General features: G+C 48.5%; 12 protein-coding genes and 2 pseudogenes. 2 read left to right on the forward strand and 12 right to left on the reverse strand.

Going from position 1 to position 14,195, the window contains the following annotated elements; all coding sequences use genetic code 11:
* Positions 1-20: 20 nt before the first annotated feature.
* Both H7F27_RS16545 and H7F27_RS16550 read left to right on the forward strand, forming a co-directional pair.
* On the forward strand, positions 21-542 hold the full coding sequence (locus tag H7F27_RS16545) for a YfjD family protein (protein WP_185848949.1): 522 nt from the start codon (positions 21-23) through the stop codon (positions 540-542).
* Positions 543-592: 50 nt separating this feature from the next.
* On the forward strand, positions 593-922 hold the full coding sequence (locus tag H7F27_RS16550; protein ID WP_081638253.1) for a YnfA family protein: 330 nt from the start codon (positions 593-595) through the stop codon (positions 920-922).
* Positions 923-959: 37 nt separating this feature from the next.
* Here the strand turns inward: H7F27_RS16550 and H7F27_RS16555 are convergent, their stop codons facing one another.
* From H7F27_RS16555 to H7F27_RS16610, 12 genes and pseudogenes are all read right to left on the reverse strand, one after another.
* Positions 960-1,139, reverse strand: a complete 180-nt coding sequence (locus tag H7F27_RS16555) for a small acid-soluble spore protein H (RefSeq protein ID WP_010333419.1) — start codon at positions 1,137-1,139, stop codon at positions 960-962.
* 52 nt (positions 1,140-1,191) lie between these two features.
* Positions 1,192-3,009 carry an acetoin dehydrogenase operon transcriptional activator AcoR gene (locus tag H7F27_RS16560; RefSeq protein WP_185848164.1) on the reverse strand — a complete coding sequence of 606 codons (1,818 nt, stop codon included), beginning with the start codon at positions 3,007-3,009 and terminating at the stop codon, positions 1,192-1,194.
* Between the two features lie 101 nt (positions 3,010-3,110).
* A pseudogene (gene lpdA, locus H7F27_RS16565) lies at positions 3,111-4,488 on the reverse strand (dihydrolipoyl dehydrogenase).
* Between the two features lie 18 nt (positions 4,489-4,506).
* Positions 4,507-5,703, reverse strand: a complete 1,197-nt coding sequence (locus H7F27_RS16570; protein WP_185848165.1) for a dihydrolipoamide acetyltransferase family protein — start codon at positions 5,701-5,703, stop codon at positions 4,507-4,509.
* Positions 5,704-5,716: 13 nt separating this feature from the next.
* Positions 5,717-6,745, reverse strand: coding sequence for an acetoin:2,6-dichlorophenolindophenol oxidoreductase subunit beta (acoB, locus tag H7F27_RS16575; protein ID WP_101860285.1), 1,029 nt, complete (start codon positions 6,743-6,745; stop codon positions 5,717-5,719).
* A 1-nt stretch (position 6,746) separates the two neighbouring features.
* A complete protein-coding gene (acoA, locus tag H7F27_RS16580) occupies positions 6,747-7,748 on the reverse strand; it encodes an acetoin:2,6-dichlorophenolindophenol oxidoreductase subunit alpha (RefSeq protein WP_101860286.1) in 1,002 nt (333 codons plus the stop codon).
* A 233-nt stretch (positions 7,749-7,981) separates the two neighbouring features.
* Positions 7,982-8,671, reverse strand: coding sequence for a YfjL-like protein (locus H7F27_RS16585; RefSeq protein WP_101860287.1), 690 nt, complete (start codon positions 8,669-8,671; stop codon positions 7,982-7,984).
* Between the two features lie 29 nt (positions 8,672-8,700).
* Positions 8,701-9,153: a DUF6884 domain-containing protein gene (locus tag H7F27_RS16590; RefSeq protein ID WP_095714616.1), complete on the reverse strand. Its 453-nt coding sequence runs from the start codon at positions 9,151-9,153 to the stop codon at positions 8,701-8,703.
* The gene (locus tag H7F27_RS16595; protein ID WP_095714617.1) at positions 9,150-9,905 is read right to left on the reverse strand and encodes a hypothetical protein; all 756 of its coding nucleotides are present in this window, start codon (positions 9,903-9,905) and stop codon (positions 9,150-9,152) included. The genes H7F27_RS16590 and H7F27_RS16595 overlap by 4 nt, the downstream gene beginning before the upstream one ends.
* Before the next feature lie 108 nt (positions 9,906-10,013).
* A complete protein-coding gene (locus H7F27_RS16600; RefSeq protein WP_095714618.1) occupies positions 10,014-11,270 on the reverse strand; it encodes an amidohydrolase in 1,257 nt (418 codons plus the stop codon).
* A 23-nt stretch (positions 11,271-11,293) separates the two neighbouring features.
* Positions 11,294-12,829 carry an AbgT family transporter gene (locus tag H7F27_RS16605; protein ID WP_185848166.1) on the reverse strand — a complete coding sequence of 512 codons (1,536 nt, stop codon included), beginning with the start codon at positions 12,827-12,829 and terminating at the stop codon, positions 11,294-11,296.
* A gap of 21 nt (positions 12,830-12,850) precedes the next feature.
* Positions 12,851-14,033, reverse strand: a pseudogene (locus H7F27_RS16610) (M20 family metallopeptidase).
* Between the last annotated feature and the right edge of the window lie 162 nt (positions 14,034-14,195).

The following is a 14,195-nucleotide window of genomic DNA, read 5'->3' on the forward strand; positions in this document are numbered from 1 at the left end:
ATATCGAAGTCAAAAGCAGAATGTTTTTCAGAATCTGGCTGTTTCTCGCAACAGGCGGCGCCGTTATTGCAGGCGTGTGGCTGGTATCAGAAGCCATTACGTTCGAATCCAAGTACTCTCTGCTTTATTTGGGCGGCGGATTGATGGCGATTGTCTATGGCTTGATCACATTTTCTATGGTTTTACCGGCGTTCACAAGCCGAGGACATGTTATTTTTCGTATTAAACAAGGGCCTGATGGGGAAATCTTCACAAAAAAACGCAGCGTGCCTTTTACTGAAATCAAGCGCATTTATATGGGACGCCATCAATACAGTTTGAAAGGGATTTTCTTTGAGGATATTATCATTGAGAAGAATGACGGCAAGATCGTTCGTATTCCGACTTGGAACATCATAGCTAATCCATTATTTTTCGAAGCGGTTGAACGTTATATGCTGCCCCATATGACGGAAGAGGCGAAAAACAATTGGATCAGCCAGTTTACGGAGATTCAGCGCAGTGTGTATTTAAAGGAATTTGAAGAGAATCCAAAGCTTTAACGCCTCTCTCTCCTTTATAATGAAATGTAATTGAAGTTTGAGGGGTGCGCGTGATGCTGATGACCATTCTTTTATTTCTCGCGGCGGGACTTGCTGAAATTGGCGGAGGCTATTTGATTTGGCTGTGGCTGAGAGAAGCGAAGCCCGTCGGATACGGGGCAGCCGGGGCGCTGATATTGATTGTATACGGCATTCTCCCGACGTTTCAATCCTTCCCTTCCTTCGGCCGTGTATATGCCGCTTATGGAGGGGTGTTCATCGTACTAGCTGTCTTTTGGGGGTGGCTTGTCGATCGGAAAACTCCTGATCTGTATGACTGGATCGGCGCACTGATTTGTCTGATAGGCGTTTGTGTGATCTTATTCGCGCCGCGAGCATAAACAAAATGGCCTGCTTATGAAAGCGGGCCATTTTTGTTTAATCCTCTTTTAAGTTGTTCAGCAGCACTTCATGCTCCTGCTGCGGTTCGTCCAGCGGATAAATTCTTGCTGTTCCGGTTTCTTCATTCACATGCTGAATGTAAATCGGAACTCCGTTATAAGTTACTTTCTTCATATCCGGTGATTCCACGATTTCTTTCGCTCTCTGTATATTCATCTCAACACCCTCCTTCACCCATAACGTTTCCATTTCTTGAAAGAAGTATGCTTTATGATCCAGCGGTCATATTAAATTTTTTCAATCGTTTGTAGAAGGTGCTGCGCGGAATGCCGCTGATTTTCGCGGCTTGGGAGACGTTTCCTTTTGCCGTTTCAAGCGCATTGATAAGGATATCTTTTTGAATTTGCTCACGGAGAGTAAGCGCCTTTGTTTCAGCCCCCTTTTCTTTTACGGGGCCGATCGGCAAGCCCGACGCTTCGAGCAATAAGGAAAGCGGCTCGTCACTCAGCCGTCCGTCCGGAAACCTGATGGAAAGGCGTTCAAAGACATTAAACAGCTCGCGGATATTCCCCGGCCACTTCCATTGCTTCAGTACGTCCAAAAAGGCAGGCGGAAGCTCTCCCGGCCATCCATTTTTCTGTGTGTAGCACGCAAAGAGGGCCTCAATATCTTCGAGGCGGTTCCGCAGCGGAGGAAGATGAATCGGGTAGACATGAAGGCGGTAAAACAGGTCCTCTCTGATTTTTCCGCTTTCTGCGAGTTCACGCAAATCACAATGTGTGGCTGCAATCACTCTGATATCAACCGGAATTTCTTTTGTCCCGCCGACCGGCGTAATCTTGCGTTCCTGAAGCACCCGTAAAAGCGCCACCTGCATCGAGTGGGAAATTTCTCCGATTTCATCTAGAAATAAGGTGCCGTGATTCGCTTTTTGGAAGGCGCCTTTGTAGCCATCTCGTTTCGCTCCTGTAAAAGCGCCTTCTGCATAGCCGAACAGCTCGCTTTCGATTAAATCCGACGGGATCGCTCCGCAATTCACGGCTACAAACGGGCCGTTCTTACGGTCGCTGTTTTCATGAAGCGCGCGGGCCGCGACTTCCTTGCCCGTGCCGGTTTCACCCGACAGGCAAACTGTCGCATCAGCCGCGGCCGCTCGTTCGAGGCTTTTGAGCATCGCTTGCGATTGCCTGCTTTGTCCGAGGACTCCATTGAATCGAAAGGCCGGCTTTTTCTTTTGTTCCGATAAATAAAAACAAGTGCCGCTGTCCCCCATGGTGACCGCTTTATCGATTGTAAAACCCCTTTCCTTCAACTCATAAAGATGCCGGCCTTGCCAATCCGGTATTGACGATCGTATCGGTAGGCTTGCGCCGATGATGTGCTGTTTGGCATTACAAAGCACGATCGGTACACGGGACGCTGTCCTATCAGCAAAGCGGCTGAGCAGTTCAAGCTCTTTCTCCCTGCTTTTGGCTGCCAATTCTCGTTCCGCGGCAAAGGCAATGGCCGCGGCAATGCCGAGCATATTTGGCTGTGCATGCGCTGCCGGGCAAGAGATATCAATCACCCCCGCAAGACTGCCGTCCTCATAATGAATCGGTGCTGCTGAGCAATTCCAGTGATGGGAGGCGACAGAATAATGCTCTGATCCTTGAATGACAACCGGCTCGCTAATGTGAAGCGCCGTTCCAATTGCATTTGTGCCAACCGCCGTTTCTGTCCAGCACGCGCCTTCGACAAAGTTAATGCGTTTGGCTTCATGCAGCGCGAGGCGATGGCCGTCAAGCGCCAGCACCATGCCGTCCGCATCAATTAATAGCGCCATCATTTCCATTTCTTTTATTGCGGGCAGCAGTTTTTCCAGGTAAGGCATTGCGGTAGACAGAAAGAATGAATGCTTGTTTGACTGCTGATCCAGTTCCGTTTGCTGCAAAACCTTCGGGCCTTTTTCTAAATAGGGGTTAACCTCAGCCTTTCTGCAGCGGTGCCAGGACTCGGCTATCCTTTTTCTTATTCGGGCTTCGTCCAGCACGCCGTCTTTCACAAAACGTTTCCAGGTTTGCAAATCGTTCGGGATCGAATTCATTCCTTGATCGTTCCTCCCTTACACGCCGTTTTCATCTATTGTAGGGGAAAAATAAAGCGCTTTCAACACAAAAAAGCCGGCGCATTCGCCAGCTTTTCTTTTTATGCATGCACCGCAAGCCCAATTGTGCTTAACAATGCTTCGTGCAGCGTTTCCGACAGTGTCGGATGGGCCGCGATAAAATGCTCTGCCATATCCGCCGTCATTTCTCCGTTCATGATGGCAGCCGCCTGGCCGATAAGCTCGGTCACATCCGGTCCGATCATTGAGACTCCGACGATTTCGCCGAACTCCGGTTCCGCCACGATCTTGACCTTTCCTTCCGCTTGGTGTTTGATGAGCGCCTTCCCGTTTGCGGAAAAAGGAAATTCACCAATCTGTACATCTCCGTAAACGTGTCTTGCCTGTTTTTCCGTCAATCCGATACATGCGATTTCTGGCGATGTGTAAATACATCGGGGCACGTTTTTTTTCGTTCATTTTGACGTCGCGTCCTGAAGCGTGTGAAGCGGCGATGATCCCTTCATGGAAAGCTGCATGGGCCAGCTGAATGCCACCGATCGCGTCCCCGCATGCGTAGATATCAGGCACATTGGTCTGCATCTGCTCATTTACGGGAATACCTTTTTGGGAAAAATCAATTCCCGCCTGGTCAAGCTGTAATCCATCCAGACGAGGTTTTCTGCCGATCGCCACCAGCACATAATCGGCCTTCGTCTTAAACTCACGCTGTCCGCTTTTCCATATCGCCGTTTTGGCTGCTTGATCAACACGCTCTAACCGGGAGGAGGTGTGAACTTCAACTCCGTCTTCCTCAAGCTTTTCCTGAAAGAGACGGGCGATATCCTCGTCCTCTGCCGGGATCAGCTGGCCGGCCGTTTCAATGATCGTCACCTTCGTTCCAAGTCTGGCGAACAATCCGGCATACTCGCAGCCGATCACACCGCCGCCAACAATTACAAGCGAAGCGGGAATGTCTGAAAGGGCGAGTGCGTCTTTGCTGTCAATCACCCATTCGCCGTCAAACGGGGCAAAGGGCAGCTCGATCGGCTCTGATCCGGTTGCGATCAATATTTGTTCCGCCTCTCTGATTTCTTTGCCGTTCTCCCCTTCGATCAAGAGCTTCTTGTCAGAAAGAAAGGAGGCCTCTCCCTTCACAACTTGTATTTGATTTTTTTTCATTAAGTACTGTACGCCTTGGAAAAGCTGGCTGACAACCTGCTGTTTTCGGCTCTGCATTTTGTCCCAATCAACCGATATTGCACCGGGCGGAAGTTCAATGCCGAAGCGCCCGGCATGTTTGATTTTATCGAGCACATTTGCGCTTTCTAACAAAGACTTCGTCGGAATGCAGCCTTCATTCAGACAGGTTCCTCCAAGTGAGCCTTTGTCAATGAGCAGCACCTTTTTTCCCTGCTGTGCCGCTGAGACTGCTGCCGCATAGCCCGCTGGTCCCCCTCCGATAATGGCTAATGTCATGTTCTTTCACCTGCTTTTCTATAAAATTAACGCTGCCGGTTCCTCCAAATAAGTTTTGATCGTCTTCAGAAATTCAGCTGCCGGAGCGCCGTCACAGGTTCTGTGATCAAACGTCAGGCTGAGCGGCAGTATCGTACCTCTGACAATCTCCTCCCCTTGAAAAACCGGCGTGTCATAGCTTGCTCCGATGCCGAGAATGCCTGTTTCGGGCGGATTTAATATCGGCGTAAAATGCTCCACGCCGGATGCGCCAAGGTTTGTGATTGAGAAGGTCGAGCCTTGCAATTCTTCACTCCCCGCACGTCCCTCGCGTGCTTTTTTGGCGTTTTCTGAAATGGTTTTGGCCAGCTCAATCAGCGGCAGTTTTTCAGCATGACGAATGACAGGCACAACCAACCCTTTTTCAAGAGCAACAGCCATTCCGAGATGAACATGAGGATGTGTGATAATGCGTTCATTTTTGTAGAAACTGTTCAGTATAGGGTGTGATTGTAGAGCGAGCACCGCAGCTCTTGAGACAAAATGAGTGATCGTCAATTTCGTGCCGTGCTGTTCCTCAGCTGTCGGCGAAAGCTGTTTTTGAAGAGCTGCCAGCTTAGTGATATCAGCCTTCATTGTAATCGTCAGCTGGGCGCTGTTTGCCAAGCTTTCCTGCATTCTGGATGCGATCACTTTTCTCATGCCTGTAACTGGCGTTTCCTGCGCCTTTTGCTCAGAAACCGGCTCTGTCTGCTCTTTTTTCTGTTCAGCAAGCGCCTTTGTTACATCGTCTTTCACGATTCGCCCGCCTGGTCCTGTGCCTTTCAGCTGTTTCACGTCTAATCCCGCTTTTTCCGCGATTTTCCTGGCGACTGGAGATATTTTGATTCGTTCTTTTTTACCGGCTGCGGGTTTGTTTTCTTGTTTTGAAGGCTGGACAGCTGGCGGCTCACTATCTTCTGCAGCAGGCTCTTTCGCCTCTTCCTGCACCGATTCATTGGCGTTCCCGATATAGCAGATGGCTGTGCCAGGCGGAACCTCTTCCCCTTCTTTCACCTTAATATCAATCAGCGTGCCCTTTTCAGGCGCTTCGATTTCCATTTCAATTTTCTCCGACTGAATGCTGGCGATGCTTTCTCCCTTTTCAACCGGATCTCCCACTTTTTTGTTCCAAATCGATACTTCTCCTTGTTTCATGGCCATTCCCAACTTTGGCATCACTACTTTGACCGCCATATGTGTCCCCCCTTTAATTCACTGCCGGCTCGCCAAGCAATTCAAGCGTGACGCTGACGATTTTATCTGGTGTCGGCAAATATTGGTCTTCAAGCACTGGCGAAAACGGCACAGGTGTGTGCGGCGCTGTAATCCGCTTAATCGGCGCATCCAGCAGATCAAAGCCTTTGTCGGCCACAATCGCGGCTATATCTGTGGCTATGCTGCATCGCGGATTGGCTTCGTCAATGATGATCAGCCGGTTTGTTTTTTCTAACGATGTGAAAATTGCTTCCTCATCCAGAGGAGACAGACTGCGCGGATCAAGAACTTCGGCTTCAATGCCTTTTTCTGATAATTGTGCTGCCGCTTCGAGTGCGGTATTGACCTGCTTGCCGATCGCAAACAGCGTAATGTCGCTGCCCTCGCGTTTGATGTCCGCTTTTCCGAGCGGAATTGTGTAATACTCTTCCGGCACTTCGCCTTTCATGTTGTAGGACGTTTTGTCTTCAAAAAAGAACACCGGATCGTTGTCTTCGATCGCCGCAAGCAGCAGACCTTTGGCGTCATACGGATTCGACGGAACAACCGTCTTCAGCCCCGGAATGCTTGTGAAAAGGCCGTACAGCGTCTGGGAGTGCTGTGCCGCAGCCCGGAAACCCGCTCCGTATGTGGTGCGGACGGTAATCGGCACTTGCGCTTTTCCGCCGAACATATAGCGGAATTTTGCCCCTTGGTTGATGACCTGGTCAAAGCACGTGCCGATGAAATCGTTAAACATCAGCTCCGCAATCGGTCTCAGCCCTGTTGATGCCGCAGCCATAGCGGCGCCTATATAGCCCGCTTCAGAAATGGGCGTATCCAGCACCCTGCTCCGTCCAAATTCCTGAACGAGCCCTTTTGTGACGCCTAATACGCCGCCCCATGCTTCGTCATCCTGCAAATGATCGACTGCCGCTCCTCCGGCTACATCCTCACCGATCAACAGCACATTTTCGTCCCTTCTCATCGCAAGTTTCATCGCCTCGTTGATCGCGTCTGACATGCTTATGACTCTTGCCATCTTACATTCCTCCTTTTTCGTATGAGACATATACATCTGCCAGCAGCTCTGATTCTTTCGGATATGGGCTGTCTTCGCTGAAGGAGACTGCTTTTTCAATCGATTCGCTGACACGCTGTTCAATGTCTGACAGCTTATTAGCATCTGTTTCTTTTAAAAGGTAGTTTTTAAAACCTTGAATGGCATCTTTTTCTTCAAGGTGCTCAACTCTTTCATCCTTTGTTTTATAGGTTTGGGCATCTCCTTCGAAATGGCCGTAGTTTCGGTAGGTCATGCATTCAATCAAAGACGGGCCTCCGCCGTTTCTTGCTCGTTCAATCGCTTCCTCCGCTGCCTGATAAACTGCTAAAATATCTTTTCCGTCCACGGTTACTCCCGGCATGTTATAGGCAGCTGCCCGATCAGCGATTGAATCACAGGCTGACGCGTACTCAAATGGCGTGGCTTCGCCGTAGCCGTTGTTTTCAGCGATAAACACAACTGGAAGATTCCATACAGCCGCTAAGTTGAGGCCTTCATGGAAGGTTCCTTGATTATTTGCTCCGTCTCCAAAAAAGCAAACGCTTACATTATTGGTCTGTTTATATTTAGCCGTGAGCGCTGACCCGCATGCGAGCGTAAATCCGCCCCCGACGATTCCATTTGCCCCTAACATACCTTTATTGAGATCGGCAATGTGCATAGAACCGCCCTTGCCTTTACACAGTCCGGTCGCTTTCCCGAATATTTCCGCCATCATGCCATCCAGATCACAGCCCTTGGCGATACAATGCCCATGCCCTCTATGTGTGCTTGTAATGCTGTCGCCATCATCTAAGTGAGCGCACACGCCTACAGCTACAGCTTCTTCACCGGCATACAAATGGACGAATCCGGGAAGCACTCCCTCTGCGAACAGTTCATGCACTTTGTCCTCAAAGCCCCTGATTTCCAGCATCTTTTGGTACATCCACAGCGCTTTTTCCTCAGTTAATGACAAGCCTTCTCGTTTTAACAGTTCCATTGTGTGTGCCTCCTTCTATTTAGGGTTCGCATTAATGAATGCAAGAAGTGTGCCAGCTATTGGATGCCTGTAAAATCAGTCTTCTATGTTGATACCATGAGACAGTTTGAGACAGGTGTCTCATTTTGTCTCGATATGAAACCATGTGTCTCGTTTTATTCCAAATAAAAAAGACCGGTCACCAGCCCGGTCTTTTGACGTCGATCGACATATTTATTTCCTCGGAAATCTTATCAACTTCCTAATGCCTCTGCATCGTTTTTCTGAATGGCGATTTCAGGAGTAAAATCAATTGAATATTTTACATAACCAAAGCCGCCGTCCCCATCCTTCTGCATGCAGTCTATCGTGCCTCTGAAATATGTATACCCTTTTTGATTAAGCGTTTTTCTGACGGTTTCCGCCATCGCCGCGGCATCTGTTTTTGTTTTTCCGCTTGCATCTAACTGTATCGTCAAACTTAGCGGCGCTCTTTCAGCCAATTGCTTGCTCCAGCTTGTCTCTAATGTGAACTGGTCGTTTTCAACGCTGATATCTGCTTCGGCTTTTATAAGTTGCGGAACGGCTTTTTTCAAATCTGTTTCGATTTCCTTTGATGCTTCTTGATTTAGATGTTTTGCAACAGACTCGGTATAGGCTTCTTCAATTCCATCGCAGGTTACCTTAGGATGGAGAAACCCCATCGCGCACATTTGGTAGCTTTGAGATTGGGTGTTTGCTTGAAACACATATTCCGAGATTTTCGCGTTATAAACTCCATTCGTGATCTTGATTTCTTTTTGAGGATAGGTCTGTTTCACATATGATGTGAGCTTTTGCTCTGCGGCATTTTTGGAAAATGGATCACCGAATAAAAAATGATAGATATAAAAGCCGCTTCCACATACCGCAATGGCAAGGAAGCCAAACACCATTCTTTTCATTTTCACACCCTTTTCGGGTTATGTACGTATTACAGTTCTTGTTTTTCTTCAACCGCCCTGTTCAGTGCCTGAAGCATGTAACCAATGCCTTTGTACGGTGCCAGCGGCCAGCTGATATGCTGATGATCTCCGACGACCGTGCTCAGGACTTTACGATATTTTTTCCCGCCGAGCATGACGAGCTCTTCTTTTTCAAGAAAACCCTTTTCACGATATTGACGGCTTAACTTCTCCTCTGTCATAATCTCTGGATGACCGCTCCCGAATGCCACATCGTAGTTTTCCGGCACGATGTCATCAGGACGCAGGAACCCGTGCTTCGCCGACAAAATGACCCACTCGTCAAAAAAAGCTTTTGCATACCGCTCGCACGCCTGATGAAACGGGCTCAGGTAAGTGTCTTCCGCCCTCGTCGGCCCCGCATCAGGCTGAATATCCCAGATTTTTTTCGCGCCGCAGGGGATGATGCATAGTCGTTTCATATTGATTTTCGAACTCCTTTTGTCTTCTGGACTATCACAAAGATTAAAATCCCGATCATGATCGCACAACCAACAGCGAACGTAATCAACGGATACAAAAGAGGAAATATGACATTGGGAATCACTTCATACATATCAGAATGATACCCCATTGAATTTCCTCCAACGTATGAAAAATTGAGCAGTTTTACACTCAATGGATCCTTGCTTCTATCAGAATAGCTTAGAAGCTTCTCCTTTACAGTCCCATCCTGATGAATCCTGATTATTTTCCATTTGCTTTTTTCAAGACTTATTTGATCGTCAGTTATTCTCTGAACAATGTAAACCAGATTTTGATCAGTCTTTCGATCCTTTACCGTTAATATTTCAAGCCATGAAAAGTATCTTCCTCCTCTTTCTCGATTAGAAAGCCATACTTCAGAAGGTGATGAGAGATCTCGGCCGTCTAATTGATACTGTATGTTAACAATCTCTCCGGCAGGGACGTTTTCGTCTTTATCCCAGCTTGTCAGGGGCGCATGTTTTCCTGTTTTGGCCTCAATAATCCTAATATGATGATTAAATATGTTGATATTTTGAGTATCTATCGCAGGTTCATAACCTTGCTTGTCTTGATATGCATAATGAATGTCATAACGATTTGTTACGTTGTGATCTATTATATTTTCTCTCAATAGTACAAAGATAGGATAGGCTGAAATCACGATCAGCAGCAGGCCTATACCTGTACAAAAATGCATTCTCTTCATTTGATTCTCCTCTTTTTTTCATACCTATCAATGTACCATAAATCCAACAAATCGTCTCCTTTATTTGGAAATCGTTTCGAATGACATAAAAAAAGAGGGGATCCCCCTCTACTTCAACAGCTTCAATGCCGCTTGCTTCAGCAGCTGTACGCTTCGCGGAAGAATATCTTCCTGGATATCGAACTTTTCATGATGATGCGGGGCAGCGATGTCGGTGCCAATGATCATATATGTCCCTTTTCCTCCCCGCTCCTGAACTCTTTTGATCATATAGCTTGCGTCTTCACTTCCTCTTGAGCCGGTCTGGATGCCTTGCAGTGAGGAAAATCCGCCAACCTCTCCAGCAGCTTCTAGCACGGTCGAAACCATTTCCTCGTCACATTTGATCGGAATCGCTCCGCCGATGATTTCGACCTCATGTTCAAGCTCATGCATGGCTGCGCTGTGGGCGATGATCTTTCTCACCCGCTCTTCCAGATCGCGGTTGACCTCTTCTGAATCTGACCGCGTTTCAATGATCATTTTCGCGTGCTGCGGGATGATATTGGCCGCTGTTCCGCCTTCAAGCACGCCGACATTGATCCGGGTATCGCCCGAGCTGAAACGCGGAATGGCATGTATATTTAAAAGCGCCGTCGCCGCCCCTAGCAAAGCATTTCTGCCATGCTCAGGAGCCGCTCCTGCATGTGAGGAGACGCCCCGGAAATGAACAGCCATTTTCGTAGTGGCCAGGAATCCTTCTGCACCGCCGTATACTTCCCCAAGCGGCACATTGGTCCCCAGATGATGGCAGAGGAGATAATCAACATCGTCCAGCATGCCTTTCTCAGTAACGGCATACGCTCCGCGGACACCCTCCTCAGCGGGCTGGAAAATCAGCTTCAGAGTACCTGCAAAGTTTCGATGTGCCAGCGCTTCAGCAACGCCTAGCCCGATCGCGGTATGTCCGTCATGGGCGCATGCGTGCATATTTCCTTCAAATGCAGAACGGAAGCCCTTGGCGTGAGGACCATGGTCAGCATCTGCGCTTTCTGTAATCGGAAGTGCATCCATATCAAAACGAAGCGCAACGACGGGTCCCGGCGTATTCCCTTCAAGTCTTCCGATGACAGCGGTATATCCGCCTTTCATCGGCGCAATGATATCAGGATCGGCTCCATTTTCAATTGCACGGTCAAAAGCGCGCTTCAGTTCTTTTTCTGAAGGAACGCCTCTGCGGGCCTCGCCATCCATTGCGTCCTTGCCATATGTCACGTGATATCCCAGGGTTTGAAGGGTTTCCACAACCTTTCCGGCTGTGCGAAATTCTGTGAAGCCCAGTTCGGGATGCCGGTGAAAATCTCGTCTTATTTGAATCATATCCATATGTCTCCCACCCTTTGCCATTTTTATTTTGCATAAACGCCCGGTCCGATCGGCCAGCCGAAAGCGTACCAAATGAACATCATGAGAAGCCACGCCAAGAAGAACAGAACCGTATACGGAATCATGGTTGAGATCACAGTTCCGAAGCCCGCATCTGATTTGTAGCGCTTATAGTAAGCCATCAGCATCGGCAAATACGGATTCATCGGCGTAATGGTGTTTGTCGCGGAATCCGCAATCCGATAGGCAATTTGAATAAACGCGGGATGAAAATCCAGCAGCATCAGCATCGGGATAAACACAGGGGCCAGCAACGCCCATAAAGCAGAGCCGCTCGTAATAAACAGACTGACGACACAAGTCAGCAACGAAAATCCGATTAATACAGGAAACCCGGTTAAATGGATGGATTCCAGAAAGTCCGCTCCTTTTACAGCCATAAAAATTCCCATATTGCTCCACGTGAAAAAAGCGATAAACTGTGAAATGACAAAGACAAGCACAATAAAGCCTGACATGCCTTTAATGGAATCTCCCATCAGCCTCGGGACGTCTGTCTGATCCTTAATGCGTCCGGCCACGATGCCATAGACAACCGATACAGTAATAAAGAACAGCAGAATGATGGGGATGATGCCTTTCAGAAAAGGCGAGGAAAGAATTGATCCGTTTTCAGGATCACGCAGGAGCGCTCCCTCTGGAACGACTAATAACGCAATGACTCCAGCATATAAAAGGGCCGCTGCCCCCGCCGCCTTCAGTGCTTTGATCTCTTTTCCCGTTAACGCCGCCATTTCAGGCTTGTATTCTCCGCGGTAGCTGCCAAGCCGGGGTTCAACGATTTTATCAGTAACCCATGCACCGATAAAAGCTAAAACAAATACGGAGGCCGCCATGAAAAACCAGTTATCGACAGCCGATACCTGAGCATTTTTATCGACGGTTTGTGCGACCTGTGTGGTAATGCCGGAAAGAAGCGCGTCTGTCCCGGCGATCATCAGATTGGCCGTAAATCCTGACCCTACACCTGCCGCAGCGGCCGCAAAGCCGGCAAGCGGATGACGCCCGGCTGCCATGAAGATCAGGGCGCCAACCGGCGGGATAATGACCCATGCCGCATCAGACGCCAGATTCCCTAAAATCCCGACAAATACGACGGAATAGCTGATGATCGCTTTCGGAACATGCGCCATCATCTTTTGCAGCACAGCCTCGATCAAACCGACGCGTTCCGCCAGCCCGATGCCGAGCACCATCGTGAGCACAAGTCCGAGAGGCGGAAATTGAACAAAGTTGTTCACCGCTTCCGTCAGCATCCAGTGAATGCCCTCGGTGCTGAGCAAACTCTTAACGGCTACCTCTTTCCCGTCTCCCGGATGTGTCACTGCGTTTCCTGCCAGCAAAACAGACATGGCAATGATGATCACCGATAAGTAGATAAATAACATAAAAGGATCAGGCAATTTGTTTCCAGCCTTTTCGATCCACTTTAATATTCCTTTATGCTCGATTTTTTGTAAAGAATCAGCGGTCATGACTTCCGGCAGATGTTTAGCCATAGCGCCCTCCTATAATCGGTTTTAGTTGATCTTCATTGAAATCGATTCACGGGAATGCAGAATGAAATAGACTGAATTTACAAATAATTTAACACCTGCTGATAACGCTTTTTCATCGAACATGAATTTAGGATGGTGATGCGGATAGATCATCTCCCCGGTTCCCGCTCCCAAAGCGATATAACAGCTAGGCACTCGTTCAGAAAACGCGGAGAAATCCTCTCCGCCCATCATTGGCGCTAACGGAAATACCTGATCCTTCCCCCACAGATTCTCTGCTGCTTGTCTGACCAGTTCGGTTACGTTCGGATCGTTTACCACAGACTTGTATCCATGGCGGTAATCAAAATCATACGACGCGCCATGGGCTTCAGTTACGCCTTTTATAATGGTTTCCATGAGCGCTTCCGTATTTGCCCGGACTTCCTTTCGAAACGTCCTTACCGTCCCTCCAAGCGTCACAGTATCGGGGATCACATTGTAGGCGGAGCCCGCATGACACATGGTAACAGAGAGCACCAGTCTTTCGGCAGGATCTGTATGTCTTGAGGCAATGCTTTGCAAATGAGTAATGACTTGTGAGGCAATCACAAGCGGGTCAATATACTGTTCAGGCTGAGAGGCATGCCCGCCTTTTCCTAATCGTGATATCAAAGCGATTAGAGTTAGCTGTGACCGGGCCTGATGCCAGTCCGATTTTTCCTAAAGGCATGGCAGAAAACAGATGGATGGCTATGCATAGATCAAGATGGTCCGCAACACCAGCCTTCACCATTTCCTGCGCTCCGCCAGGATGAACCTCCTCGGCATGCTGAAAAATAAAGTAGACTTCGCCGCTAAGCTCATCCTTTTTCCGAGACAAAATCTCAGCCGCCCCAAGCAGCATGGCGGTGTGCCCATCATGCCCGCACGCATGCATTACACCTGGATGGCGGGAGCGAAAATGACTGTCATGCTCCTCTTGAATCGGCAGCGCATCCATATCAGCGCGCAGCCCAATTCGCTTGCCCGGGCGCGCACCGCTCAGCCGGGCAACGACACTTGTCCTTGTCGGGCGGCTGATCTCAAGATTTTCAAAAGAAGAGAGCGTATCATATACAAATTGAGCTGTTTTTTCTTCTTGAAAGGACAGCTCCGGGTATTGATGAAGATGTCTCCTCCATTCAATCACGTTCTTATATATACTGGCGTATTCATCCATCATGCTTCCAGCCTCCATTCTGTTTTAGAAACTCTTGCATTTACTTTATTGATTATATGGGGCTGGTTCAATTGGAATGTCAGACAATCTGACTTATTGAATCAAAAAAGAAGAGGAAATCTGACAGATTCCTCTTCGTCTGTTGTATTTTTGCACAGTGAAAAT

It is taken from the genome of Bacillus sp. PAMC26543 (assembly GCF_014250375.1).
In the GTDB taxonomy this organism is placed as follows: Bacteria; Bacillota; Bacilli; order Bacillales; family Bacillaceae; genus Bacillus; species Bacillus halotolerans.

Coding starts and splice junctions, on each gene's coding strand:
- acoB (WP_101860285.1), bottom strand. CDS start 6,745: ATGGCAAGAGTCATAAGCATGTCAGACGCGATCAACGAGGCGATGAAA.
- H7F27_RS16555 (WP_010333419.1), bottom strand. CDS start 1,139: ATGAATATACAGAGAGCGAAAGAAATCGTGGAATCACCGGATATGAAG.
- H7F27_RS16590 (WP_095714616.1), bottom strand. CDS start 9,153: ATGAAACGACTATGCATCATCCCCTGCGGCGCGAAAAAAATCTGGGAT.
- H7F27_RS16560 (WP_185848164.1), bottom strand. CDS start 3,009: ATGAATTCGATCCCGAACGATTTGCAAACCTGGAAACGTTTTGTGAAA.
- acoA (WP_101860286.1), bottom strand. CDS start 7,748: ATGGAACTGTTAAAACGAGAAGGCTTGTCATTAACTGAGGAAAAAGCG.
- H7F27_RS16585 (WP_101860287.1), bottom strand. CDS start 8,671: ATGAAAAGAATGGTGTTTGGCTTCCTTGCCATTGCGGTATGTGGAAGC.
- H7F27_RS16595 (WP_095714617.1), bottom strand. CDS start 9,905: ATGAAGAGAATGCATTTTTGTACAGGTATAGGCCTGCTGCTGATCGTG.
- H7F27_RS16570 (WP_185848165.1), bottom strand. CDS start 5,703: ATGGCGGTCAAAGTAGTGATGCCAAAGTTGGGAATGGCCATGAAACAA.
- H7F27_RS16545 (WP_185848949.1), top strand. CDS start 21: ATGTTTTTCAGAATCTGGCTGTTTCTCGCAACAGGCGGCGCCGTTATT.
- H7F27_RS16605 (WP_185848166.1), bottom strand. CDS start 12,829: ATGGCTAAACATCTGCCGGAAGTCATGACCGCTGATTCTTTACAAAAA.
- H7F27_RS16600 (WP_095714618.1), bottom strand. CDS start 11,270: ATGGATATGATTCAAATAAGACGAGATTTTCACCGGCATCCCGAACTG.